Genomic DNA, 25,414 nt, shown 5'->3' with positions numbered 1-25,414 from the left:
TGGCGCTCGAATGGAAAACTGGAATTTCTACCAGGCTCATATTAATGAGCAAATTGCTTCCATATATTTGGATTTCTCTTTCGCCGACAAGGCACCAGACCCCTGTCGACCCAAGCTGGCTTGGTACTGGATAAAGATGAATCATCCTCGAACAGATGGGCTTAGCAGTGATGAGGATTTCGACAGATTGAACGCGCATGAGGATGACTTAGTCATCTACTTGTCTGGCTCTCGAACAGAATATGTGGGTCGAATTACCACCCAAGGCAGACGAGAATTTTATTTCTACATACCGGAGGAAACCTCCGTTAAGGATTTTTTCAGAGGGTTCATTGGAGAGGAGCCCAAGTTTCTGTACCAAGTCGGGGAGAAAGCAGATCCTAATTGGAACCACTATTTCGATGTGCTTTATCCAGGTCCAAATGGGTTAGTACAAATCGAGAGGCGAAATGCCTAACAAGCGCAACCACAGCGATGGCTTTTCCGCTGCGGCTTCGTCTTCACTACAAAGTCACCCCTGCTGCCGTCGTTAGAGCTACGGAAGGAATACTGCGTGAACGTCAAAGCTTCAGATATCGCTCCTGCTATCCGAACACGTGAAGGCTTAAGCCCGCCTCATGAACAAACGTTAGGCCTCAAGGAGTACTAATTGAGTATCATCTATTTAGTAAAGAAGAATGACGAGTTAATCTCGCACTGTAATTGCGAGGAGTCATTAGTTGGCGCTCCCGGACAACTCGATTGTCCGTGGTGCGGCTGCGGCTGGCTGTTTTCATGCACAAAATGTCGAAAGGCCTTTACCTTTGCTACAGGTGTTGAACTTGAAAAAACGTGGGATGAAATTGCCAAAGAAGATCTTTTCGGTTATAGCAAAAAAGAGCCTAGCGAAGAAGAGATCACCGAATGGATCGATTTAATGAAGGAAATGATGGAGCACATTGAGCCCGGTCGAAATTACATTTATCTTGACGGCCATTTTATTCCTGTTGACCAAGGTCGATTTGAAGCAGAAGGTTGGCATGCGAAGCACGATTTTCCGGAGCCTCCCCAGGTAACCGCGATTGCTGACCTCCAGATTATTGATGCTGTTTTGGCAAATAGAGAATACTGGGATGGGGCAAAAATTTAACAAGTATTGCTATTTGGACAGTTTGTTCCGCTGCACTGTGTTAAGCACTAAGAGCAAAGGCTTTAAAAAATGGATTGGACATACAACACAATCTGGACTGATCAGCTTCCGCCCAGTGAGCTCTGGATTGCTGATCTTAGCGTGAGCCCCTCTGCTAAGGGCTCTCTGGGTGGCGGCAGCTACCTTTTTGTTAGAGGCTTCAAGTCAGTTCTTAATAGTCTGGAAGATTTTCCCGTCAAAGGAAGCGTTAAGTATCTTCAACTCACTATGGCCAACATCACTTCACTTAAGGGCTTATCCTCTCTGGGAAAGGTGAAGAGGCTGGAGCTTGATTACTGTCTCAAGCTTCAAAGCGATGGTGGTATTTCTGAAGTCGCCGATTCTTTGGAGTGGCTGAATATCACCCAGGCAAAGAAGTTTCCGTTAGGCCAAGAGGTTATGGGGCTCTCTCAGCTTAAGGTGCTATGCTTGAATAACTGCGCCCCCTTGCAAGACCTAGAGTTTCTTAACTGCTTCCCAAACCTCTTAGATTTCAGGTTTGTAGAAACAAAAGTTATTAGTGGCGATCTGTCTCCACTGCTTAGACACCCAAAGTTATGCTCCGTAGGCTTCCTTGATAAACGTCACTACAATATGCGCTCTAGTGAGGTTGAGGAGAAACTGCGGGAGCGTCGTAACTCATCAATTACGATTGCTCACAACGGTCCTTATGAAACCTTCAAGTATAAAGCTCTTAGCGCTTAACAAGTTTTCAAGCCGACGCCGTTTCGCGGTGCGGTTTATTCAGGCGTTAGTGCTGCTACTTCAACCTGGCTCCCTGCGCTCGGGCATACCATCGCCTAGCTACTTTCCGTGTGATTGCTATCCCGCGCTGGGTTGGCTCAAGTTTCGGTTGGCCTCGTCATAGGTCGGGCTGGTCTGGCCGATCTCCGGGGCAATCTGTCCGCTGGCTAGCCATAGGGCGTATTGGGGGTAGATCTTCACCAGTACGTCTATCTCGTCTGCGCTTACGCGTACCGCGCCTTTGCTGACGTTCCGCCAGCGCTCGTAATCACCACCTTGTTCGCTCGCCCGCTTGGGGCCGATCAGCTTGAGCAACGCGCGTGCTCTATCGGATGCGCTGTGCATGCAGAAAATTTTCCTGAGTAGCTATTGCTCCATCATGCAAGATGGGTAACAATCGCTCCATGGGTAGTTGTTACCCATTTATTGATTGGTTATCAAAGCCGAACATAGTGGAGTAAAGCGGATGGATACGGAAGGTTTTGACCCGCAAAAGCTGCATGGCGCCCCGCCCCTGATGCCGTGGCCGAAGTTCGCCGAGTGGATCGGCATGGGCGATGAACCCATCGTGGTGCGCACCTGGTTGGACCGTGGCTATCTGCCTTCGAAGAAGGTAGGCAAGCGCACGATGGTCAACGTCGCCCTGCTACAGCAGCAGCTCCTCGAACAGGAGTGGACGCTATGAGCAAGGCAGACGACAGCCTCGACCTGTGCAGCCTCAAGACCTTCGCCGAAATGAGTGGGGTGTCCGTCGAAGAGGCCGCCGACTGGGCCGCCACCGGCACCATTCCGACTATGCGCCTTGCGGACTTCCGCATGGTCAACCTGGCGCGCCTGCGGGCCGACCTGAAGAAAGGCAAAAAGGAGTTTAAGGAAGGAGACTACAGCCATGCGTAAGCCCGGCATCACCCTGAATACAGAAGCCGCCATGGCCTACATCGGTGAATCCGTGTTGATGGAGCTGTACATGGACGAAGACGAACCGCCTTACTGGTGCTGCGTGCACGTCGTTGGCGTGGTGCTGGAGAAGGAAGGGGTCTGGGATTATCCCTACTTCATGACCATGAGCTTCACCAGTGACGGGCGCACGCCGAGCGAAATCCCGTTCATGGACATTTTCACCATCAGGGTGATGCGGCACCGCGACCGGCATGGTTCCGGCAACGTACTGGACCGTATTGCCCTCCCTAATGCCGGGAGGTCAGGGGCCGCGCTCCCGGCTCGTCGGGACAGCTTCACCGTCCCGTCGAACGGAAGCACGGGCGCAGCGCACCCTTGACCCTGCACGAATATGAAAAGCCTATCGCTGGGAGTGTGGGGTAGCTTCTCCACCCCACGCTCCCGAGCCCTCGGCGGCAAGAGCGGGATGACAAGGGCGGCGCCCTTGGTGTTATTCGTCCTCGCGCGCCGCGCCGATCTCAAACCTCCCCACCTGTTCGCGCTGGCCAGCCTCGCGCTCTACCTCGCCTGGGTCAGCACACCGCCGCCTGACCGCCCCCTGATGACCTTCATCCAGGAACAGACCTGTCCTGATGATCCGACCACGTCTTTCACCGACCCGGTGACCCGTATCGATAGCCCTTGCTGCGCGCTGGCCGAGCACTCTCACACGTGCCGAGGGACGAGGCGCGTGAGCGTGCGCAGCCAGCGCGCGCCTCCGCGCTGACGTCCCTGTAGCACGTCAGATAAATACAGATTAACTACCGCATTAGTCAGCATTAGGAAGTGAACCAAATGAGCAAACCAAAGGATTTTCTCCGCCTAGACATGCTTGCCCGTGAAGATCGCAACGGGCGTCTGTTCGTCGATCCAGGCACGGCGGCATTCGTGGATCTGTCCAAGGTCCGTTTACTCCGCTGCGGCGTCGATACGGTCCGCCAGCTGTACCGCGGGCTGATCCGCCCCGAGATCATGGCGCTGTTCGAGAAGCCGGGCGCGATGGTCGAGTTCGCCGGAGAGATCTGGCACGCCGGGCGTGTGGGCCGGGACTCGGGCTACCAGTACAAGCTCCAGAACGCTGACCTTGGGTTCATCCTGCTCATCAAGAACTTCAACGCCAAGCTGGAACAGATCGGCCCGCACCTGAAAATCGAAGTGTCACCGCACGCCATCGACGCGCTGTCGCCGGAACGGCTCCAGGAACGCATGGATTACTACGCTGCCGCCGTGATGACACACCGGGAGCGCAATCAGTGTGCCGTGCACCTCGCGTTGGATCTGCAAGGCTGGACGCCTCCAGCCGACCTGACGGCCCGCATGCACTGCCGTGCACGTGCCAACCGCGATATCTCGGGCATCAAGGAGATCCAGTGGACCATGGAAGCGGCGACCTACGGCAAGGGTCAATCCTTCCTGTTCGGCTCAGCCGGTGGCGTACAGCTCGGGATCTATAACAAGACGCTGCAAGCCCGCGCCCATGACAAGCTCGACTACTGGGAAAGTGTCTGGCGTCGCCGGGATTCGTTCGATGCAAAGGACCCGGAGAACTACAACCCAGCCCAGGACGTGTGGCGCGTCGAGCTGCGTTATCACCATTCCGTCATCCAGCAGTTCGCCAGCGGCTCGACCGACGTGAAGACCGGCCAAGCCATCGATACGGACTCTTTTGCCGCTTTCTCGGCCCATCTGGAAGGCCTGTGGCGTTACGGCATGAGTCAATTCAAGCTGCTCGCCCGGCCCGGCTACTTCGAACCCATCTGGACGCTGCTGCGTGAAGACGCACGGGTCGATCTGCCGGTCGATTCCCTGGTCGATGAGACGGAGTACAAGCGGTACTACAAGACCTCTCGAGGCTTCTCAGGCAAGAACGTGGAGCTGTTTCTGGGAAACTTCGTAAGCCTGCTGGCAAGGGAGCGAGTGGGCGCTAAGAAGGCATTCGAGACCCTAAAGCAATGGGATTGCTGGCCGGTCATCCGCGACCACTACGCCGCCAAGGACATGACCGAGCGGGATCTGTACAAGCACATCAAGAACCTGCTCGAGGAGCGGCATGTGAGGTGGGGCAGGGCGATCTGATGTTTGTTTGTCAGACACACAAACAAGCCAAACAGGCTGCCGTAGCTGCTCCCGGCCAAGGCGGTGATGGCCATGGCGATTGAGCAACTGCCGGATGGCCGCTGGAAAGTCGATGTAGAGCCGGTGAAGGGCAAGCGCTTCCGCAAGACGGTGAAGACCAAGGCCGAGGCGTTGCGATTCGAGGCGACCTGTCGTGCCAAGGTGATCGACAAGCCAGACTGGACGCCCAAGCCCAGGGACCGGCGCAAACTGCTTGAGCTGATCGGACGCTGGCGACTGCTGCACGGACATGGCCTGAGCGACATTCACCGCACTGAGCTGGTACTGAACCGCATGGCCCGCGAAATGGGCAACCCGGTCGCCAGCCAACTGAACGGTGCGATATATACGGCCTACCGTGCTGCACGACTCGCCTCCGGCATCAGCGGCAAAACGGTGAACATCCAGTTCGGCTACCTGTGCTCGGTGTTCAACGTGCTGCGCCAGCTGGGCGAGATCGACTATGAAAACCCACTGGCCTCGGTAAAGCCGCTCAAGCTCCAGGAACGCGAACTGACGTACCTGAGTGATGCCCATATCGACCGGCTGTTTCGCGCCATCCAGGAACACTGCCGCACGCCTCACACGTACATGGTCGCCACCGTGTGCCTCGCTACGGGCTGCCGCTGGGGAGAAGCACAAGCGCTACGACCGGAACGGGTGAGGGATGGTCACGTGCTGTTCGTGAACACCAAGGGCAAGCGCCGACGCTCCGTGCCGATCGATCAGGCATTGCATGACCGCATTCACCAGCACTTCCAGGAACACGGCCTGTTCACCAACTGCCGCGACAGCTTCGACTACGCGGTGAAAATGTCTGGCCTGAAGCTACCAGTCGGCCAGAAGACGCACGTCCTGCGACACACGTTCGCCTCTCACTTCATGATGAACGGCGGCAACATCCTCACCCTGCAAAAAGTCCTCGGCCACGCCTCGCTGAACATGACGATGCGCTACGCACACCTCGCGCCGGATTATCTGAAGGATGTGATCAAGCTCGGCCCGATTCGGGGTTTTCGACACTTCTTCGACACCCAAGCCGATGCCGCTCCGGTGGAGTAGCTGGAGGCCTCGTAGTTCGGGGCTTTCAGAGCGGGAATTGGCGGAAGGCAGTGAGAGTCGAACTCACCCGGGAGCGGCTGCCGCCCCCAACCGGGTTTGAAGCCCGGCCGCACCACCGGGTGCGATTGCCTTCCTTATCTGGTTTTGATGTGAGAAAGGAAGCGGCGACCAGCCTACCCCAGGCCTGACTGGACCGCCAAGGCGCTGTCCTGGCGGATTTTGCGTTCGTTGCCGAAGCGGCGGGTGAGGCCGATGCGGTCGAAGTGTTCGAGCAGCTGGATGCTGCGTTTGCGGCCGAGCTGGATGCGGTCGCGGAAGGCGGCGGCGCGGATCACGCCGCTTTGTGCTTCCAATTGCAGTACATGCCCCGCGAGTTGGCGAATGGTGAACTCGGGGTAGAACAAATCTTTCACCACCTGTTGCAACAGGCCGAGGCGGGCGAGCTTGCGCAGCAGGTTGCGCATCTGCGTTTCGTCGACGCCGAGGTCGCGGGCCAGGTCGCGAACCCAGGGCGGGTCGAACTGGCCGGCTTCGAGCAGCGGCCACAGGCGTTCCTTCAAACCTTCTTCCGTATCGCTCAGGCGCACCCGGTGATCGGGGCGGTGCAGCCAGGGGCCGCTGGTTTCGATGCTGCCGGCGGCCAGTGCCTGCTCCAGCAGGGCGATGAACACCGGCCGTTCCAGTTGCGGCAGCGCATAGCGGCGCAGGCGGTCGCGGTCGGGGCCGAGTTCGTCGGGTTGTTCTTCGTGGAAGCGTTGCAGGGCGCCGAGCAGGGTGACTTCGAGTTCGCTCCAGCGGGCCCTATCGAACAATCGTGGGCCCAGTCGTGTGCTTATCTCCAATACGCCGTGCGGCAGCTGCCAGCCTTCGCGCGGGCGGTTGAACTGGCGTTCCAGGTTTTGCGGGTCGATGCCGTTGGTGGCGCTGGCGAGCAGCGGCGGCAATGCCTGCTCGAGGCTCGGCTGGGCGAGGGCGCGAAGTTGCTCCAGCCGTGCGGCGCGGCGGCGATTGCGCGGTGGTGCGTACGGGTCGAGCACGCGGCCGCCGCCGAGGGTGCGCTGGGCGGACTGATCGCGCAGGACGATGCGGTCGCCATGCACGGCGTGGCTCGGTGCATTCAGCAGTAATTGGGCAAAGGCGCGTTCGCCCGGTGCCAGGCTCGCATCTTCGAGCAGGGCGACGCGCGCGGTGACGTCCTGGGCGCCGAGGTGCACGTGTACCGGCGTCCAGTGCTTGAGTTCGTGGGCCTCGCCGGGCAGCAACTGGAAGTCGATATCGATGCGTTGCGTCGGTGCATGCAGCAAGGGGTGCAGCAGCCAGTCGCCGCGATGAATCTGCTCGACGGCCAAACGCTCGCCGGCAAGATTCAGCGCCACCCGCTGGCCGGCATGGGCATCGCTGGCTTCACGGTTCTGCGCGTGCAGACCGCGGACGCGCACGCGTTTGCCGGTGGGGCCGAGCAGCAGTTCATCGCCGATTCGCACGCGCCCAGCAAAGGCGGTACCGGTGACCACCACACCGGCGCCAGTGACGCTAAAGGCGCGGTCGATGGCCAGGCGGAAGTGGCCGCTGTCGCCGCGTGCGGCGGTGCGCGCGGCTTCATTGATCAGCGCGGTGCGCAGGGCGTCGATGCCATCGCCGCGGATGCTGGAAACCGGAAAGATCGGTGCGCCGGCCAGTGGCCCGGTGGCCAGTAGGTCTTCGATCTGCTGCTCGACGTCGGCAATGCGCACCGGCTCGACGCGGTCGATCTTGGTCAGCGCTACCAGCGCGCGACGGATGCCGAGCAGCTCGACGATGGCCAGGTGTTCGCGGGTCTGCGGCATCACGCCGTCGTCAGCGGCGACCACCAGCAGCACGCAGTCGATGCCGCTGGCGCCGGCCAGCATGTTGTGTACGAAACGCTCGTGGCCCGGCACGTCGATAAAGCCGGTGAGGCTGCCTTCACCGAGGTCGGCGTAGACGTAGCCGAGGTCGATGGTGATGCCGCGTTCGCGCTCTTCGCGGCGGCGGTCGCCCTGTTGCCCGGTGAGGGCTTGCAGTAGCGCGGTCTTGCCATGGTCGATATGGCCGGCGGTACCGACGATCAACGGGCCAGCTCCTCTTGCAGGTGCATCAGCTGCTGGAGGAAGGCCGGCTCGTCGTCGAGCTGGCGCAGGTCGAGCCAGAGGGCGTCGTCGTCGATGCGCCCGAGCACAGGAATCGGCAGGCAGCGCAGGGCTTCTTCCAGCTGGCGCAGGCTGCGGCCGCGCAGGCGCTTGGGCTGCTGTGGGCGGATGCACAGCGCTGCGCTGGGTAGGCGTGCCACCGGCTGCGCGCCGCTGCCGATCATGCCCAGGGCATCGGTTACTGCGACTTGCCAGGTTTCGCCGAGCACGGCGGTCAGCGCCGGGGCGATGCGTTCAGCCTGGGTACGAATCTCGGCCTGCGGGCGGCTGAGCAGGCGCAGGCTGGTGAGGCGTTCGGCCAGGCGGTCGGGATCGCGATAGAGGTTGAGCACCGCTTCCAGCGCGGCAAGGGTCAGCTTGTCGACGCGCAGGGCGCGCTTGAGCGGGTTCTTCTTGATCTTCTGGATCAGCGCCTTGCTGCCGACGATCAGCCCGGCCTGCGGGCCGCCGAGCAGCTTGTCGCCGCTGAAGGTGACGATATCGGCGCCCTCGCGCAGCGCTTCCTGCACCGTCGGCTCCTTGGGCAGGCCCCAGCGCGAGAGGTCGAGCAGGCTGCCGCTGCCGAGATCTTCCAACAACGGCAGATCGTGGGCATGGGCGATGCACGCCAGTTCGGCGGTGGCGACGCTGGCGGTGAAGCCCTGCACGCTGTAGTTGCTGGTGTGCACGCGCATCAGCAGACCCGAGCGCGGGTTGATCGCCGCTTCGTAATCCTTGGCGTGGGTGCGGTTGGTGGTGCCGACTTCATGCAGCTTCACGCCGGCGCGGGCCATGATGTCGGGGATGCGGAAGGCGCCGCCGATCTCGATCAGCTCGCCGCGGGAAATGATGCCTTCCTTGCGTGCGCCGAGACTGTTCAACGCCAGCAGCACGGCGGCGGCGTTGTTATTGACCACGGTGACGGCCTCGGCGCCGGTCAGTTCGCGGATCAGTCCTTCGATGAGGTCGTCGCGGTCGCCGCGCTTGCCAGTGGCGAGATCGAATTCCAGATTGAGCGGGTAACGTGCGGCGAGGGTGATCGCCTCGATGGCTTCATCCGGCAGCAAGGCGCGGCCGAGATTGGTGTGCAGCACCGTGCCGGTGAGGTTGAACACCCGGCGCACGCGGCTGCGGTGGCGGCTGGCCAGGCGTTCGCCGGCGCGCCCGGCGAGTACCGCTTCGGACAATTCCAGTGCAGCCAGCTGGCCGTGGCGGGCCGGTTCTCGCAGTTCATCGAGCAGGTTGCGCAGGGTGCTCAGCAATGCCTGACGGCCGTAGCGCTGCTGCAGCGGCTGACAGGCTGGGTCGCGCAGCAGCTTGTCGACCGAGGGCAGGTGGCTGCTGCTCATGCATCGCCTCCCGGCGCCAGCAGCAGGTTGGGGGCCTGGCGCTGAAAGCCCTGCTCGGACAGCAGCATGTCCAGATCCAGGGTGGCGAGGTCGGCGGAGAGGCTTTCGCCATCCGGCGCCAGGTCAAGGTAGAGCTGTTTGAGATAGCCGTTGCACTCGGGGCAGACCTCGGCCTTGACGCCCTGAGGCGAGCCTTCGAAGTGCAGGTAGTCGAGCTTCTTGGTGCTGCGGCAGAGGCTGCATTTGACGCGCACGTAATGCCACTCGCAGGCGCACAGCGAGCAGACCAGATAACGCAAGCCGTTGAGCTGGCCGCGATGGCGGATGATGCCTGCCATCGGTGGCGCACCGCAGCAGGGGCAGTGGGTCTGGTCTTCGCGCTCGCGCAGGTCGGAGAGGTCGAGCTGCAGCAGCCAGTGGCTCCAGGCCAGCTGCAGGGCGGCGCCGAGGAAGGGCACCAGTGCTGGCGGCAGGCTGTCGTACTGGCCACTGACCAGTGCTACGGCCCATGCCTTGCGCTGGCCGCTTTCGGCCTCACGCAGTTGCTCGATGGCAGTCACTACCGCGGGGCTTTCCGGCGCCACGAAGGCATCCAGCCAGGCATCCAGCATCGTCAGCCAGGCATCGTCGCGCACCAGAGTATCGGCAGCCAGCGGCGGCAGGTTGTGTTTGAGGCTTTCACGGGTGCGGTGTTCGTCCAGCGGCGCGATTGTCGGCGGGTTGTCCGCCACCTGCTGTTGCGCCTGGCACACCGCTGCCAGCAGGCGCAGGTAGTCGGCGAACGGATGGCCTTCGGAGAGCCTGGTCAGGCTCTCGCTGCGCAGGGCGAACAGGTTGCGCGGTGGCAGGTTGAGGAAGGGTGGTTTGCTGGCAGCGGCTTCGATCTGCCCGGGTTCGAGAATGGTGCCTGCCACGCAGGACTCCTTATTCTTGGGGTTGTGCCGAACAGCATAGTCCGTCACCGGCTGTCGCTCGGCTTTCGATGATGCGCGAGGTCGAAGATTCCCGCGCGTGTGCGGGGAGTCTTCGGCTTACAGCGGTGTGCTTATTTGCGCTCGGTGATCTCCCTATACCAGGCCGGATGGTGCTTGCGCGCCCAGGCGCGGCTGACGGTGCCGTAGAGCATGGCGCCCATCGAGCCCTTGAGCCAGATGGCGGCGTAGATGTGCACGATGATGCTGACGATCAGCACAAAGGCGGCGATGGCATGCAGCAGGCTGGCCCAGCGCAGCGAGACGATGCCGAAGAAGCTGCTGAAGTACTCGCGCCAGATGACGATGCCACTGAACAGCAGCACCAGCATGCTGAGGATCAGCACCCAGAACAGCACCTTCTGCCCGGCGTTGTAGCGGCCGACTTCCGGCAGTTTGTCTTCGCGGTTGTGCACCACGTCGTTGATCTGCCTGAGCCACTGGCGGTCGCGTGCTTCGATGCGGTTATGCCCGGCGAAGCGGATCGCCAGCCAGAGGAAGAAGACGAACATCGCGACCCCGATGAAGGGGTGCAGGATGCGCGTCCAGGTGCCGCCGCCGAACAGTCCGGAGAGGCCGAACAGCGCCGGATGGAACAGCGCCAGGCCGGACAGCGCGGCGAGTACGAAGAGGATGGCAACGATCCAGTGATTGGTCCGCTGCGAGGGGTTGTAGCGTTCGATGTCGTTGTTGTTCATCGTTGGCTCCTTGAGCGATCGACTCCGAGGATGGCCCCGCGAACGGGGCCGCCGGATTCAGGGTCGCGGCTCCTTGGGGTCGACCACATGCACCGAAGGATCGACCTGGTGCACCACGGGCTCGCTGAGTTCGGCCTTCTCGTCCTCTTCCTCGACGCGAACAGGACCCACCCGCGTGTAGTGGAAGAACCCGGCCAGCACCGCCGCGCCCATGCCCAGCAGGGCCAGCGGCTTGGTCACGCCCTTCCACAGGCTGACCAGTGGACTGATGGTCGGCTCGTTCGGCAGGTCGTTGTACAGCGAGGGCTGATCGGCATGGTGCAGCACGTACATCACGTGCGTACCGCCGACGCCATCGGGGTCGTACAGGCCGGCCTGGTCGAAACCGCGCTCCTTCAGATCGGCGATACGCCCGGCCGCGTGATCCTTCATGTCCTCTTTGCTGCCGAAGACGATGGCCCCGGTGGGGCAGGTCTTCACGCAGGCCGGCTCGAGCCCGACCGACACGCGGTCGGAACAGAGCGTGCACTTGTAGGCCTTCTTGTCCTTCTCGGAGATGCGCGGGATGTCGAACGGGCAGCCGGTGATGCAGTAACCGCAGCCGATGCAGTGGTCCTGGTTGAAGTCGACGATGCCGTTGGCGTACTTCACGATGGCCCCCGGCGCCGGGCAGGCCTTGAGGCAGCCAGGGTCCGCGCAGTGCATGCAGCCGTCCTTGCGGATCAGCCACTCGAGGCTGCCGCTGCCGGGGTTCTCGTACTCGGCGAACTTCATCACCGTCCAGGATTCGGCGGTGAGGTCGATCGGGTTGTCGTAGGTCCCGTTGCTGGTGCCGACTTCATCACGCAGGTCGTTCCATTCCGAACACGCCACCTGGCAGGCCTTGCAGCCGATGCACTTGGAGACGTCGATCAGTTTCGCCACCTCGCCGATCTCGCGGATCGACGGCCGCTCGGTGGTCGTGGCGGAGCGGGCAATCACGTCTTGAGTAGCCATCATGCCTTCTCCACGTTGACCAGGAACGACTTGAACTCCGGCGTCTGGGTGTTGGCGTCACCGACGAACGGCGTCAGCGTGTTGGTCAGATAGCCGTTGCGTGCCACCCCGGCGAAGCCCCAGTGCAGCGGAATGCCGATGTGATGCACGGTCTGGCCGTCCACCGTCAGCGGCTTGATGCGCTTGGTCACCACCGCCACCGCCTTGATATAGCCGCGATTGGACGACACCTTGACCCGCTCGCCAGCGGCGATGCCGAGTTCCTTGGCCAGCACTTCGCCGATCTCGACGAACTGCTCGGGCTGGGTGATCGCGTTGAGCCGGCAATGCTTGGTCCAGAAGTGGAAGTGCTCCGTCAGCCGGTAGGTGGTGGCCGCATAGGGGAAGTCCTCCGCGGTGCCGAACAGCTCCATGTCGTTCTTGAACACCCGTGCGGCCGGATTGCTGATGGCCTGGACGTTATCCGGGTGCATGGGATTGCGGCCGATGGGCGTCTCGAACGGCTCGTAATGCTCGGGGAATGGCCCCTCGTTCATCTTGTCCACGGCGAACAGCCGCGCCACCCCTTCGGGGTTCATGATGAACGGGTTCATGCCTTCCTCTGGGCGCGAGTCGACCTTGAAGTCCGGCACGTCGGTGCCGCCCCACTTGGTGCCATCCCACCAGACCAGGCGTTTCTTCTGCGGGTCCCACGGGTCGCCGGCCGGGTCGGCCGAAGCGCGGTTGTAGAGGATGCGGCGGTTGGCTGGCCAGGCCCATGCCCAGCCCAGCGTCTGGCCCATGCCGTAGGGGTCGGCATTGTCGCGTCGGGCCATCTGGTTGCCGGCCTGGGTCCAGGAGCCACACCAGATCCAGCAGCCGCTGGAGGTGGTGCCGTCGGCACGCAGCAGACCGAAGCCTGGCAGCAGCTCGCCGGCCTTGGCCACCTGGGCGCCGGTCTGCAGGTCGAACACATCGCTCAGGGCCTTTCCGTTGTACTCCTGGGCGATTTCCTCGGCGGTCGGTTCTTCCGGCTGGCGATAGCCCCAGTCGATGTTGAGCAACGGCTCGGCGTAGGCGCCGCCTTCCTTGCGATACAGCTCGCGCAGGCGATGGAACAGCCCGCCCATGATCACCACGTCGGTCTGCGCCTGGCCCGGCGGCTCGGCGGCCTTCCAGTGCCATTGCAGCCAGCGGCCGCTGTTGACCAGCGAGCCGTCCTCCTCGGCGAAGCAGGTGGTCGGCAGGCGGAACACCGTGGTCTGGATGCTGGCGGTGTCGACGTCGTTGTACTCGCCGGCGTTGCGCCAGAACTCCGAGGTCTCGGTGGCCAGCGGGTCCATGATCACCAGGTACTTGAGCTTGGCCAGCGCGGCGCTGACCTTGGCCTTGTTGGGGAACGAGGCGATGGGGTTGAAGCCCTGGCAGAAATAGCCGTTGACCTGCCCCTGGTACATCATGTCGAAGACCTTGAGCACGTCGTAGCCGGGGATATCCAGCTTCGGCAGCCAGTCGTAGCCCCAGTTGTTCTCCGCGGTGGCGTTCTTGCCGTACCAGGCCTTCATCAGGCTGACGTGGAATTTCTCGTAGTGCTGCCAGTAGGACAGCTGCCCCGGGCGCAGCGGCTTGGCGGTGCGCTTGGCGATGTAGGCCGCGTAGTCCTGCTCGGCTTCCAGCGGCAGGGTCATGTAGCCTGGCAGCAGGTTGGAGAGCAGGCCGAGATCGGTCAGGCCCTGGATGTTGGAGTGCCCGCGCAGCGCGTTCATCCCGCCGCCGGGCATGCCGATGTTGCCGAGCAGCAGCTGCACCATGGCGCCGGTGCGGATCATCTGCGAACCGGTCGAATGCTGCGTCCAGCCCAGGGCGTACATGATGGTCATGACCTTGCCCGGGGCCGAGGTTTCGGCGATGGTCTCCCACACCTGCAGCATCTTGTCCTGCGGTGTGCCGCAGATGTTGCTGACCACTTCCGGCGTGTAACGGCTGTAGTGCTGCTTGAGCAGATTGAACACGCAGCGTGGGTGGGTCAGGCTCTTGTCGACGCGGGCGAAGCCGTCTTCGTCCAGCTCGTAGCTCCAACTAGCCTTGTCCGTATAGGTACGCCGATCGCCGTCGTAGCCGTTGAACAGACCATTCTCGAAGCCGAAGCCTTCCTTCACGATGAACGAGACGTCAGTGTAGTTGACCACGTACTCGTGCTGGATCCTGTCGTTTTCCAGCAGGTAGTTGATCAGCCCGCCGAGGAAGGCGATGTCGGTGCCGGTGCGGATCGGCGCATACATGTCGGCCACCGAGGCCGAACGGGTGAAGCGCGGATCGACGACCACCAGCCGCGCCTTGTTGCGCGCCTTGGCCTCGGTGACCCATTTGAAGCCGCACGGGTGCGCTTCGGCGGCGTTACCGCCCATGATCAGGATCAGGTCAGCGTTCTGGATATCGGACCAGTGATTGGTCATGGCTCCACGGCCAAACGTCGGGGCAAGACTTGCCACCGTCGGGCCATGTCAGACACGTGCCTGGTTATCGAATCCCAGAATGCCGAGTGAACGAACCACCTTGTGGGTGATGTAGCCAGCCTCGTTGGATGACGCCGAGGCGGCGAGGAAACCGGTGCTCAGCCAGCGGTTGACCGTCTGACCCTCTTCGTTGCGTTCGACGAAGTTGGCGTCGCGGTCGTCCTTCATCAGCCGCGCGATGCGGTCGAGGGCGTCGCTCCACTCGATGCGCTTCCACTCGTTGCTGCCGGCTTCGCGGACTTCCGGGTGGGTCAGGCGGTTGGGGCTATGGACGAAGTCGAGCAGGCCGGCGCCTTTCGGGCACAGGGTGCCGCGGTTGACCGGGTGATCGGAGTCGCCTTCGATGTGGATGATGTTCTGCGCAACGTTTTTGCCGCCGCTGCCCTGGCTGTAGATGATCAATCCGCAACCGACGGAGCAGTAGGGGCAGGTGTTGCGGGTTTCGCGCGTGTTGGTCAGTTTGAAATGCCGGATCGACTCGGCATACGCCGTCGGTGGGGCCATACCCAATGCCGCCATGCTCGACGCCCCAAGGCCCACACCGCAGACCTTGAAGAACTGTCGACGGTTCATATCCATCGGAGGTTCTCCTTCTTATCAGGCTGGTACGCCGATGCTTTGCCGGCGTCTGCTAAGCAGCTTAGTCAAGAATGGGCAAAGTAAAGGGCTAATTCCGCGCTCCGCTGCCTCGCGCTGCACCTATGAAAGAGCCTGGGTTGTGCCGCGAATTCACCCGTCAGCGGCCGTGACCAGCCGCTTTTTCCACTCCCGCGGCGAATGCCCGGCGTGCGCCTTGAACGCCCGGGAGAACGCGGCTTCGCTGCCATATCCCACTTCGAACGCGATCATCTTGATCGGCCGTCCGCGACGCAGGGCCTTCTGCGCCAGGCGGACGCGCCAGCCCTGCAGATACTGCCCCGGCGTGGTGCCGACGGTCTCGCGGAAGGCCGTGGCGAACACGCTGCGCGACATCCCGGCAACGCTGGCCAGCTCCTCGAGCGTCCAGTCCTGCGCCGGCGCTTCGTGCATCGCCACCAGAGCATTGCGCAGGCGCGGGTGCGCAAGCCCGGAGAGCAGCCCGCCATTCACCTCGTCGCTTTCCATCAGCTGGCGTAGAACCTGGATCATCACCACTTCGAGCAACCGCTCGACCAGTGCCACGCGACCGCAGCGTTGCTCGAAGGCCTCCTCGAACAGCAGCGAGAGGATCGGCTCGGCGCCCCAGACCTGATCCAGCGGCAGGCAGACGACATCGGCCAGCGCCGAGGCGATCGGGTTGCTGGTGCCGCCTTCGAACAACAGGTTTGCGCAGACCATGTCGGCGTTCTGCCCGGGGGCGATGATGAAACGGTGCGTCAGCGGTCGCGGAAACAGTAACAGGCTGGGGCGCGCGACCTGCAGCGATTCCCTGCCATAGCGCACCTCCAGCGTGCCGCTGCGCACCAGGTGCAGCTGTCCGTGCACGCCATCGCTTTGCAGCGTGTTGATGCCGCACAGGGGGCCGGTATTGAACACCTGTGCGCTCATCGGGAAGTGGGTCATCAGCGCAGCGAGCCGGTCGGCCATCTTCGTACTCCTGATCATGTTTTCCGGATTCTACGTCACCAATAGTTTTTTCTGGTGAGCAGAATAGCTCTCACCGGGCAACAACGCCCTGGCCTACCAGCAGAACAGGAACCGTAGCCATGACCCTCGAAAAGATTCTCTACACCGCCACTGCAACCGCCACCGGCGGACGTGAAGGTCGCGCCAGCTCCTCCGATCACGCGCTCGACGTGCAACTGTCCACTCCGCGTGAACTGGGCGGCGCCGCCGGCCCCGGCACCAACCCCGAGCAGCTGTTCGCTGCCGGCTACTCGGCCTGCTTTCTCGGCGCGCTGAAATTCGTCGCCGGCAAGCAGAAGGTCGTCCTGCCGGCCGACACCCGCATCACCGGCAAGGTCGGCATCGGCCAGATCCCCACCGGTTTCGGCATCGAAGCCGAGCTGACCATCAGCGCGCCCGGCATTGCCCGCGACGTGTTGCAGGAGCTGGTCAACCAGGCCCACGTGGTCTGCCCGTACTCCAATGCCACCCGCGGCAACATCGACGTAACCCTGATCCTCGCCGACTGATCCAGCCCACCGCACCTACTAACAGGAGACACACGCCATGAATGCCATCATCCGCACCTTCACCCTCCCGCTGCTGGCCATCGCGATGCAGCCAGTTTTCGCCGCGCAGCCGGAGCAGACCATGCAACCGACATCCAGTATCGCCAGCGCTCGCACCGCCAGCACCATCACCACGGTCGATGGCGTGCAGCTGTACTACAAGGACTGGGGCCCGAAGGACGGTCCGGTTGTCACCTTCAGCCATGGCTGGCCGCTCAACTCGGATAGCTGGGAATCACAGATGCTGTTCCTCGCATCCGAGGGCTACCGAGTGGTCGCTCACGACCGCCGCGGCCATGGCCGCTCCAGCCAGCCATGGGAAGGCAACGACATGGATCACTACGCCGACGACCTGGCCGCGGTGATCGAGGCGCTGGACCTGAAGGATGTCACCCTGGTGGGCTTCTCCACCGGTGGCGGCGAGGTGGCGCGCTACATCGGCCGCCACGGCACCGAACGGGTGAAGAAGGCCGTGCTGGTCAGCGCCGTGCCGCCGATGATGCTGAAAACCGCGGATAACCCGGGTGGGCTGCCGCTGGAAGTGTTCGACGGCATCCGCAAGGCATCGCTGGAGGATCGCGCGCAGCTGTACCTCGACCTCGCCTCCGGCCCGTTCTATGGCTTCAATCGTCCGGGGGCGAAGGTCTCCCAGGGGCTGATCGACAACTGGCGCGCCCAGGGGCTGCAGGCCGGGCACAAGAACACCTACGACTCCATTGCCGCCTTCTCAGCCACCGATTTTCGCGGCGACCTGAAGAAGTTCGATGTGCCGACGCTGGTGATCCACGGCGACGATGACCAGATCGTGCCGCTGGACAGCTCGGGGCAGGCGTCCGCCGCTCTGGTCAAGGGCGCGAAGCTGATCGTCTATCCCGGCGCGCCGCACGGCCTGACCGACACCCACAAGGAGCGCTTCAACAACGATCTGCTGGCCTTTCTCAAGGAGTGATGTGGAGCGGCTCGCAGCACCGCGCCACTTGCCGCTCAGAAACGACAAACCCCGCCAGATGGCGGGGTTTGTCTGTGGATTGCGCTCAGGCAGACCAGATTTTCTACACGACGCCGATCAGGCGTTCTGGCGGATACCAGCGACCAGCCAAGGCTGGTTCTCGCCCTGGGCACGTTCCATGCGCCAGCTTTCGCTGAACGGCTCGCCCTGGTCGAAGCGCGAAGTCTTCGCGGTGCCGGTGAAGGTCAGGGTCGCGGTGGTCTTCTCGGCATCGTCGTCGACGCCGTCGAGCTGGATTTGCAGATCGTCGATGTAGGTCGACTGATAGGCATCACCGATCTCGGCGCGCTCCTGCTTGAGGAAGCCCAGCAGCTGCGGGGTGACGAACTCGGAGATCTTGTCCATCTCGTTGGCGTCCCAGTGCTGCTGCAGCGAGAGGAAATGCTCGCGGGCTGCGGCGACGAAGCTCTGCTCGTTGAACCAGGCCGGGGCATTGATCACCGGAGCGGCGGCGACCGGAGCGGCGCTGCCACCGAAGATGGAGGTCGACGGCTGCTGCGGCATGTCACGCTGCATCGGCGCATGGCCGGCCATGGCAGGCTGCTGCTGGCGACGGCGGGCGGCGAGGAAGCGGAACAGCAGGAACGCGATCAGGCCGAAGATCAGGATATCCATGAACTGGATGCCCTCGAAGCCGTCGCCCATGAACATCGAGGCGAGCAGGCCACCGGCGGCCAGACCGGCCAGCGGGCCGAGCCAGCGCGAGGCACCGCTGGCGGCAGCGGGCGTCTGACGGCCAGCCTGATTCGGTGCGGCCTGGGTCTGCTGGGGCGCCTGGCGGGTCTGGTGGCTGGGCGCCGAGCCGAAGCTCTTGCCGCCGCCGAAACGCTTGGCGTGGGCGTCGAGCGCGAAGGTCAGGCTGATACACAGCGCCATGAAGATGCTAAGCACACGTTGCATTGAGTGTTCCCGCTAAAAAGAGTGGAGTACGCGCGCCATCCTGCCGAGGCAGGCAGGGGTTGGCCAGGGGCAGTATGTTACCGGCTTTTGCTTGCGACCGTTGGTCGCGCCAGGGCTGGCTCAGATAGGGTGGTGCGGTTGCGAAAACGGAGCCTCGCGGCTCCGTTCGTTCGAGCGCTGGATCAACGCCAGTTGTACAGCTCCTTCTCGGAGATCTCGTGCATCGGCTTGACTTGTTCCTGGAAGGCTTTCATCGACGCCCAGATGCGGCCGTTCAGCTCGCTCTGTTCGGCCAGCTCGCCGAGCACCAGCTCCGACTGCTCCTGCATGGCGCCGAGCACTTCGTCGGGGAAGCGCTTGAGCTCCACGCCTTGCTGCTTGAGCTGGTCCAGCGCCAGGGCGTTGTTGTAGACGTAGTCATCCATCATGTCGCGGCTGGCCGCACGGGTCGCCTCGGTGAGGATCGCCTGCAGGTCCTCGGGCAGGGTGTCCATCGCCTTCTGGTTCACCAGCAGCTCCAGCACCGCCTGCGGCTCCTGCCAGCCTGGGTAGTAGTAATACTTGGCGGCCTTGTGCAGACCGAAGGCCAGGTCGTTGTACGGGCTGACCCAGTCGGTGGCGTCGATCGCGCCGGTCTGCAGTGCGGTGAACACTTCGCCGCCGGGCAGATTCACGGTGGTCGCGCCGAGACGCGCCAGCACTTCGCCGCCGAGGCCCGGCATGCGGATCTTCAGCCCGCGCAGGTCGTCCAGCGCATTGATTTCCTTGTTGTACCAGCCGCCCATCTGCATGCCGGTGTTGCCGACCACCATCGGCTTCACGCCGAAAGGCGCATAGGCCTCTTCCCAGAACTTCTGGCCTTCGCCCTTGCTCAGCCAGGCGTTCATTTCGATGGCGGACAGGCCGAACGGTACCGAGGTGAAGAACTGCGCGGTGGGCACCTTGCCCTTCCAGTAGTAGGCGGCGCCGTGGCCCAGTTCGGCGGTGCCGCGGGAAACGGCATCGAACACTTCCAGCGCTGGGACCAGCTCACCGGCGGCGTAGACCTTGATGGTCAGGCGACCGTCGCTCATCACCTTGACGCGATCGGCCAGGCGCTCGGCGGCGGTGCCCAGGCCGGGATAGTTCTTCGGCCAGGCCGTGACCATCTTCCAGGTGTAGGTCCTGGCGGGTTCGCTGGCGGCTTGTTGGCCTGCGGTTTCGACGTTCTTGTCGTCATTGCAGCCGGCAAGGCCGAGGGTAGCAAGCAAGGCAGCGGCAGCACCGAACAGATGGCGGCGTTTCATGGGTCGGTATCCTTGGAAGATTCTTCTTATAGGAATGGCTTGTTGGTATGACGGGTTGACGTTAGCGTCAACCCTACAGGGCTTCAAGTTTTGCGTAACTGAGCATCAGCCATTTGCTGCCCTCATCCTCGAAATTCACCTGCACTCGGGCCTGGGCGCCGGAGCCTTCGAAGTTGAGGATGGTGCCTTCGCCGAACAGCGAATGGCGTACACGCTGGCCGAGGCTGAACGGCGTTTCCGGCACGCCGGCGCCGTCGAACAGCGACGAGCCACTCATGCTCTTGCCGCTGAACGAGCGCGTCACGGTATTGCTCAGACGTACTTCCTGGATCAGTGCCGGCGGCACTTCGCGGACGAAACGCGAGATCTTGTTATAGGTTTCGCTGCCGTACAGCCGGCGCGTTTCGGCGTAGGTGATCACCAGCTGCTGCATGGCGCGGGTGATGCCGACGTAGGCCAGGCGGCGTTCTTCTTCCAGACGGCCGGATTCCTCCAGGCTCATCTTGTGCGGGAACAGGCCTTCTTCCATGCCGACCAGGAACACCAACGGGAACTCCAGGCCCTTGGCGCTGTGCAGGGTCATCAGCTGCACGCTGTCCTCGTGGTCGCCGGCCTGCTGTTCGCCGGCCTCCAGCGAGGCGTGGTCGAGAAAGGCCGCCAGCGGTGACTGGACGTCGTCGTCCTCTTCGCTGTAGCTGTCGAAGGCGCGCGCGGCGGAGACCAGTTCCTCGAGGTTTTCCACCCGCGCCTGGGCTTTCTCGCCCTTCTCGTCGCGGTGATAGGCAAGCAGCCCGGACTGCTCGATGACCAGCTGCGCCATGTTGTGCAGCTGCATGCCTTCGACCTTCAACGCCAGGGTATCGACCAGCTCGACAAAGGCGTTCAGCGCGCTGGCAGCGCGGCCGGAAACCGCCTTGGTACCGACCGCCTGATGCAGCGCCGCCCACATCGACAGGCCCTGATCACGCGCCAGCTGGCGCAGGGACTCGACGGTCTTCTCGCCAATGCCGCGTGCCGGCACGTTGATCACCCGTTCCAGCGCCGCGTCGTTGTCGCGGGTCTGGATCAGGCGCAGGTAGGCCATGGCGTTCTTGATCTCGGCGCGCTCGAAGAAGCGCTGGCCGCCGTAGATGCGGTAGGGAATCTTCTCGCGCAGCAGCGCCTCTTCCAGCACCCGCGACTGGGCGTTGGAGCGGTAGAGGATGGCGATCTCGCTGCGGCTCATGCCGTCGCGGATGGCCTTCTCAATGCTCTCGACCACGTAACGCGCTTCGTCGTGCTCGTTGAACGCGGCGTACAGGCTGATCGGCTCGCCCTCGCAACCGGAAGTCCAGAGCTCCTTGCCGAGACGGCCCTGATTGTTGGCGATCAGCGCGTTGGCGGCCTTGAGGATGCAGGCGGTGGAGCGGTAGTTCTGCTCCAGGCGGATGGTTTCGGCATTGGGGAAATCCTGGCTGAACTGGTGCAGGTTCTCGATCCGCGCGCCACGCCAGCCGTAGATCGACTGGTCGTCGTCGCCGACCACCATCAGGCTCTCGCCGCCCTTGGCCAGCAGCCGCAACCAGGCGTACTGCACGGCGTTGGTGTCCTGGAACTCGTCGACCAGCACGTGGCGGAAGCGCCGCTGATAGTGATCGAGCAGGCCCGGGTGGTCGCGCCACAGGTCCAGGGCGCGCAGCAGCAGCTCGGAGAAATCGATCACCCCGGCGCGGGCGCAGGCCTCTTCATAGGCTTCGTAGATCTTCAGCTGGGTGGCGAGGAACAGGTCACCGCCGGCCTGGATGTTGCGCGGACGCAGGCCTTCGTCCTTCTGCGCGTTGATCCACCACTGCGCCTGGCGCGCCGGCCAGCGTTGCTCGTCGAGGCCGAGTTCGCGGATCACCCGTTTGACCAGGCGCTGCTGGTCGTCGGAATCGAGGATCTGGAAGTTCTGCGCCAGCTTGGCTTCCTGCCAGTGCGCGCGCAGCAGGCGGTGGGCCAGGCCGTGAAAGGTGCCCACCCACATGCCCTGCGGGTTCACGTGCAGCAGCTGCTCGATGCGCTGGCGCATCTCGGCGGCAGCCTTGTTGGTGAAGGTCACCGACAGGATCGAGTGCAGCGAGGCGCGCTCGACCTGGTGCAGCCAGGCGATACGGTGCACCAGAACGCGGGTCTTGCCCGAGCCGGCACCAGCCAATACCAACTGGCGGCCAAGCGGCGCGGCCACGGCCTGGCGCTGAGCATCGTTGAGGGAATTCAGGAGGAGAGAGAGATCGTCATGCATCGCGGCATTCTATTGGAAATGCCTGCGCTGCGCTCGCCCTGCGGTCCATTCGAAAGCGCAGTCTGCGGCAAACCGGCGCGGGCGCGGTCCTGGTCGATCGCGCCTGGCGGAACCTTCCGCTGGTCGGCTGGAGTACCGATCGCCGTTTTTCCGACGCACCATGGTATGACGCGGCGCCATCAACGTGCCATTATCGACGGTGGTATGGTTCCGAGGGAGCCTGTTTTAGGTGCAGTTATTACTAGAACAATATTCATGACCGATTCCATCCGAGCCGCCTGCCCGGCATCAACACAGCCATTATCCAGCGGGGCGTCGGCGGCCGATTATGCTGCCGAGCGTACCCGGCTGCTGTATCGAGGTTCCCGCGTGCCCGCCTGGCTATTGCTGCTGGCTACGCTGGTCCTCGGTGTGGTGCTCTGGGGCGAGCAGGGTGGTGTCGAACTTGTGCTGTGGCTGGGCTGGATGGCCGCGCTCGCACTGTTGCGCTTGCAACAGATCTTCGCCTTCAACCGGGTCAGCCCCGAGGCGCAAGCCGCACCCTGCTGGCGCTGGCGCTTTGTAGTCGGCAGTGGCGCTTCTGCGCTGAGCCTGTGCTATGCCATGGTCGTGCTGGTGCCGGCTGATGTCTTTGTTACCCAGGCGCTGCTTTATGGGCTGATCGGTTCGGTCGTCGTGGCCGCCAGCGTCGCCTATGGTGTTTGTCTTCCCGCTTTCTTCAGTTTCGCCGTGCCAAGTCTGTTGCCCACCGGCCTATTGCTGATGACCAGCGGCCACCCGCTGCAGCAGGGCTGGGGTTTGCTGGCGATGATCGTGCTGGCGACCCTCAGCCTGATCGGCTGGCAGATCAGCCGGCTGGTCAGCGATGGGCTCGAGCAGCGACTGCATAAGCAGCAATTGATCGAACGGCTGGAAAACGCCGGCCGCGAAGCCGACCAGCTCAATCGCCGCCTGGCCTCGGAAGTGGAGCAGCGACGCCATGCCGAAAAGCAGCTGCGCAGTGCCTACGATGGCCTCGAGCAGCGCGTCGCCGAGCGCACCGCGGAACTCGCGCAGCTCGCCGAAGAGCTAGGGGAAAGCGAGGCGCGGTTGAATCTGGCGCTGGATGCCAGCGGCCTCGGGCTGTGGGACTGGGATCTGCAGAACAACCATGTTCACCATTCCCGCCTGGAAGTGGTCTTCGGTATCGGCCGGCAGCACCGCCACGATGAGGATGGCTCGCCACTGCCGGACATCCATCCCAAGGATCTGGAAGGCGTGCGCGCCATCCTGATCGCGCACCTGAAGGGCGAAACCGAGCAGTTTGCCGTCGAATACCGTGCGTTGCGCGCCGACGGCAGCGAAATCTGGCTCGAGGATCGCGGCCGGGTGATCCAGCGTGACGCCGCTGGCCGTGCCCTGCGCATGATCGGCACCCGTCGCGACATCAGCGAGCTGCGCCGCCAGGCCGAACAGCAGCGCCTGGCAGCGACGGTGTTCGAGGCGGCCAGCGAAGGCATGGTGATCATGAACGATCACTACCGCGTGCTGGCGGTCAACGACGCCTGCTGCGCGCTGTCCGGCTACAGCCGCGAGGAATTGCTCGGGCACAGCGTGGCGCGCATCGCCGGTTCGCCGGAGAGTCAGCGCCAGTACCAGACCATGCGTGAAGCGCTGGAACTGCACGGTCACTGGCAGGGCGAGCTGATCGAGACCCGCAAGAGCGGCGAGGTCTACCCGCAGTGGGTGCAGCTGCGCGAAGTGCGCGATGCCAACGACAGCGTCACCCATGTGGTCGCGTTCATCTCCGACCTCAGTGTGCGGCGCAAGATCGAAGAGCGTCTGCGCTACCTGACCCATTACGACGACCTCACCGGGCTGGCCAACCGCGGCCTGCTCAAGGAGCGTCTGCACGAGGCCTGCCAGCGGGTGCGCCGCAACGGCCGCAACATGGCGGTGCTCTACATCGATCTGGACCGCTTCAAGCTGCTCAACGAGAGCCTCGGGCACGAGGCCGCTGACGCATTGCTGCGCGAGATGTCGCGGCGCATCACCCAGACCCTGGCCGATGCTGACACCATCGCGCGGCTGTCCGGCGATGAGTTCGTCGTGCTGTTCGACGCCTACGGCAGTCTCAGCAGCCTGGCGCATCTGGGCAGCCGGCTGCTGCAGCGAATCCGCAAGCCGCTGATCATCGATGAGCAGGAGCTGGTCATCAGCGCCTCCATCGGCGTCAGCCTGATGCCGGACAACAGCCGTGACGCGGAAGTCCTGCTGCGCCAGGCGAACATGGCCATGCAGCAGGCCAAGCATCTGGGCGGCAACACGCTGCAGTTCTTCACCGACCGGCCGCAGGCGTCGAGCATGCAGTACCTGCAGCTGGAGAATCAGCTGCGCAAGGCGCTGGAAGTCGGCCAGCTGGAAGTCTTCTATCAGCCACGTCTGAGCTTGGCCGACGATGCTCTGGAGGCCGCCGAAGCGCTGGTGCGCTGGCGTCATCCGCAGCGCGGGCTGGTCGCGCCGGCGCACTTCATTCCGCTGGCCGAAGAAACCGGTTTGATCATTCCGCTCGGTGAGTTCGTCCTGCGCGAGGCCTGCCGCCAGGCACGCCAGTGGCAGCAGGACGGGCTGGCTGAGATTCGCGTGTCGGTGAACCTCTCGGTCAAGCAGCTGCGCCAGGGCAACTTCGTCAGCCTGGTGCGCCAGGTGCTCGAGGAAACCGGCCTGCCGGCGACCATGCTGGAGCTGGAGCTGACCGAGAGCCAGTTGCTGGACGATATCGACAATGCCATCAGCATCAGCGAGCAACTTCGCGCGCTAGGGGTCAGGCTGGCGATCGACGATTTCGGCACCGGCTTCTCGTCGCTGAGTTACCTCAAGCGCTTCCCGGTGGACTACGTGAAGATCGACCGCTCGTTCATCAGTGAGCTGGAGCATTCCAGCCAGGATGCGGCGATTACCCGGGCGATCATCGCCATGGTCCACAGCCTGGAGCGCAAGGTGGTGGCCGAAGGGGTGGAAACCCAGGCGCAGATGGACTTCCTCAAGGGCAACCAGTGCGACGAGATTCAGGGCTACCTGCTCAGCCCGCCGGTGCCGGCCGAACAGTTCGCCGAATTACTGCGCTAGCAACGACGCGG

Annotated in this window: 23 protein-coding genes and 1 tRNA gene; 12 read left to right on the top strand and 12 right to left on the bottom strand. The window is 63.1% G+C overall.

The window, feature by feature from the left end; genetic code table 11:
- Positions 1-10 precede the first annotated feature (10 nt).
- The 3 genes from LLJ08_RS19680 to LLJ08_RS19670 all read left to right on the top strand — a co-directional run bounded on the left by LLJ08_RS19680 (position 11) and on the right by LLJ08_RS19670 (position 1,873).
- The gene (locus LLJ08_RS19680; RefSeq protein WP_228207759.1) at positions 11-457 is read left to right on the top strand and encodes a DUF695 domain-containing protein; all 447 of its coding nucleotides are present in this window, start codon (positions 11-13) and stop codon (positions 455-457) included.
- A gap of 192 nt (positions 458-649) precedes the next feature.
- Positions 650-1,129, top strand: coding sequence for a hypothetical protein (locus tag LLJ08_RS19675; RefSeq protein WP_228207758.1), 480 nt, complete (start codon positions 650-652; stop codon positions 1,127-1,129).
- Between the two features lie 69 nt (positions 1,130-1,198).
- Entirely contained in the window at positions 1,199-1,873 is a 675-nt protein-coding gene (locus LLJ08_RS19670) for a hypothetical protein (protein ID WP_228207757.1), read from the top strand.
- Positions 1,874-1,990: 117 nt separating this feature from the next.
- Here the strand turns inward: LLJ08_RS19670 and LLJ08_RS19665 are convergent, their stop codons facing one another.
- Positions 1,991-2,257 (bottom strand): DNA-binding protein, encoded by a 267-nt coding sequence (locus LLJ08_RS19665; RefSeq protein ID WP_228207756.1) that lies wholly within the window; start codon positions 2,255-2,257, stop codon positions 1,991-1,993.
- A gap of 121 nt (positions 2,258-2,378) precedes the next feature.
- Between LLJ08_RS19665 and LLJ08_RS19660 the strand changes: the two genes are divergently transcribed.
- The 6 genes from LLJ08_RS19660 (at position 2,379) to LLJ08_RS19635 (ending at position 6,028) form a co-directional block, all read left to right on the top strand.
- Positions 2,379-2,597, top strand: coding sequence for a DNA-binding protein (locus LLJ08_RS19660; protein ID WP_179485753.1), 219 nt, complete (start codon positions 2,379-2,381; stop codon positions 2,595-2,597).
- Positions 2,594-2,809 (top strand): hypothetical protein, encoded by a 216-nt coding sequence (locus LLJ08_RS19655; protein WP_045666264.1) that lies wholly within the window; start codon positions 2,594-2,596, stop codon positions 2,807-2,809. The genes LLJ08_RS19660 and LLJ08_RS19655 overlap by 4 nt, the downstream gene beginning before the upstream one ends.
- Positions 2,802-3,191 carry a hypothetical protein gene (locus LLJ08_RS19650; RefSeq protein WP_228207755.1) on the top strand — a complete coding sequence of 130 codons (390 nt, stop codon included), beginning with the start codon at positions 2,802-2,804 and terminating at the stop codon, positions 3,189-3,191. Before LLJ08_RS19655 ends, LLJ08_RS19650 begins: the two co-directional genes overlap by 8 nt.
- A 108-nt stretch (positions 3,192-3,299) precedes the next feature.
- Positions 3,300-3,578: a hypothetical protein gene (locus LLJ08_RS19645; protein WP_228208964.1), complete on the top strand. Its 279-nt coding sequence runs from the start codon at positions 3,300-3,302 to the stop codon at positions 3,576-3,578.
- Positions 3,579-3,646: 68 nt separating this feature from the next.
- A complete protein-coding gene (locus tag LLJ08_RS19640) occupies positions 3,647-4,927 on the top strand; it encodes a hypothetical protein (protein WP_228207754.1) in 1,281 nt (426 codons plus the stop codon).
- 72 nt (positions 4,928-4,999) lie between these two features.
- Positions 5,000-6,028, top strand: coding sequence for a phage integrase (locus tag LLJ08_RS19635; RefSeq protein ID WP_228207753.1), 1,029 nt, complete (start codon positions 5,000-5,002; stop codon positions 6,026-6,028).
- A 38-nt stretch (positions 6,029-6,066) separates the two neighbouring features.
- Here LLJ08_RS19635 and LLJ08_RS19630 read toward each other — a convergent pair.
- From LLJ08_RS19630 to LLJ08_RS19595, 8 genes are all read right to left on the bottom strand, one after another.
- Positions 6,067-6,162, bottom strand: a tRNA-Sec gene (locus LLJ08_RS19630).
- A 39-nt stretch (positions 6,163-6,201) separates the two neighbouring features.
- The gene (gene selB / locus LLJ08_RS19625) at positions 6,202-8,118 is read right to left on the bottom strand and encodes a selenocysteine-specific translation elongation factor (RefSeq protein WP_228207752.1); all 1,917 of its coding nucleotides are present in this window, start codon (positions 8,116-8,118) and stop codon (positions 6,202-6,204) included.
- The gene (gene selA, locus LLJ08_RS19620; RefSeq protein ID WP_228207751.1) at positions 8,115-9,524 is read right to left on the bottom strand and encodes an L-seryl-tRNA(Sec) selenium transferase; all 1,410 of its coding nucleotides are present in this window, start codon (positions 9,522-9,524) and stop codon (positions 8,115-8,117) included. The genes selB and selA overlap by 4 nt, the downstream gene beginning before the upstream one ends.
- A complete protein-coding gene (fdhE, locus tag LLJ08_RS19615; RefSeq protein WP_228207750.1) occupies positions 9,521-10,438 on the bottom strand; it encodes a formate dehydrogenase accessory protein FdhE in 918 nt (305 codons plus the stop codon). The genes selA and fdhE overlap by 4 nt, the downstream gene beginning before the upstream one ends.
- 131 nt (positions 10,439-10,569) lie before the next feature.
- Positions 10,570-11,193 carry a formate dehydrogenase subunit gamma gene (locus tag LLJ08_RS19610; protein WP_045666661.1) on the bottom strand — a complete coding sequence of 208 codons (624 nt, stop codon included), beginning with the start codon at positions 11,191-11,193 and terminating at the stop codon, positions 10,570-10,572.
- 57 nt (positions 11,194-11,250) lie between these two features.
- The gene (gene fdxH / locus LLJ08_RS19605; protein WP_228208963.1) at positions 11,251-12,189 is read right to left on the bottom strand and encodes a formate dehydrogenase subunit beta; all 939 of its coding nucleotides are present in this window, start codon (positions 12,187-12,189) and stop codon (positions 11,251-11,253) included.
- A complete protein-coding gene (gene fdnG, locus LLJ08_RS19600; protein WP_228207749.1) occupies positions 12,189-15,263 on the bottom strand; it encodes a formate dehydrogenase-N subunit alpha in 3,075 nt (1,024 codons plus the stop codon). The genes fdxH and fdnG overlap by 1 nt, the downstream gene beginning before the upstream one ends.
- Before the next feature lie 150 nt (positions 15,264-15,413).
- Positions 15,414-16,250 carry an AraC family transcriptional regulator gene (locus LLJ08_RS19595; protein ID WP_228207748.1) on the bottom strand — a complete coding sequence of 279 codons (837 nt, stop codon included), beginning with the start codon at positions 16,248-16,250 and terminating at the stop codon, positions 15,414-15,416.
- Positions 16,251-16,369: 119 nt separating this feature from the next.
- On the opposite strand from LLJ08_RS19595, the gene LLJ08_RS19590 reads away from it, so the two are divergent.
- Together LLJ08_RS19590 and LLJ08_RS19585 are read left to right on the top strand one after the other, a co-directional pair.
- Positions 16,370-16,798 carry an organic hydroperoxide resistance protein gene (locus LLJ08_RS19590; protein ID WP_228207747.1) on the top strand — a complete coding sequence of 143 codons (429 nt, stop codon included), beginning with the start codon at positions 16,370-16,372 and terminating at the stop codon, positions 16,796-16,798.
- Between the two features lie 37 nt (positions 16,799-16,835).
- Positions 16,836-17,786, top strand: coding sequence for an alpha/beta fold hydrolase (locus LLJ08_RS19585; RefSeq protein ID WP_228207746.1), 951 nt, complete (start codon positions 16,836-16,838; stop codon positions 17,784-17,786).
- Positions 17,787-17,903: 117 nt separating this feature from the next.
- Here the strand turns inward: LLJ08_RS19585 and LLJ08_RS19580 are convergent, their stop codons facing one another.
- The 3 genes from LLJ08_RS19580 to uvrD form a co-directional block, all read right to left on the bottom strand.
- Positions 17,904-18,746, bottom strand: coding sequence for a Tim44 domain-containing protein (locus LLJ08_RS19580; protein WP_042922961.1), 843 nt, complete (start codon positions 18,744-18,746; stop codon positions 17,904-17,906).
- Between the two features lie 182 nt (positions 18,747-18,928).
- Positions 18,929-20,032, bottom strand: a complete 1,104-nt coding sequence (locus LLJ08_RS19575) for a TRAP transporter substrate-binding protein (protein ID WP_228207745.1) — start codon at positions 20,030-20,032, stop codon at positions 18,929-18,931.
- A 73-nt stretch (positions 20,033-20,105) separates the two neighbouring features.
- Positions 20,106-22,295 (bottom strand): DNA helicase II, encoded by a 2,190-nt coding sequence (gene uvrD, locus LLJ08_RS19570; protein ID WP_228207744.1) that lies wholly within the window; start codon positions 22,293-22,295, stop codon positions 20,106-20,108.
- 255 nt (positions 22,296-22,550) lie between these two features.
- Here uvrD and LLJ08_RS19565 point away from each other — a divergent pair, with 255 nt between their 5' ends.
- Complete coding sequence (locus LLJ08_RS19565; protein WP_228207743.1) at positions 22,551-25,403, top strand: putative bifunctional diguanylate cyclase/phosphodiesterase; 2,853 nt, start codon at positions 22,551-22,553, stop codon at positions 25,401-25,403.
- Positions 25,404-25,414: the final 11 nt, after the last annotated feature.

It is taken from the genome of Stutzerimonas chloritidismutans (assembly GCF_020783375.1).
In the GTDB taxonomy this organism is placed as follows: Bacteria; Pseudomonadota; Gammaproteobacteria; order Pseudomonadales; family Pseudomonadaceae; genus Stutzerimonas; species Stutzerimonas kunmingensis.
This window is presented reverse-complemented; position numbering and strand designations above follow the sequence as displayed.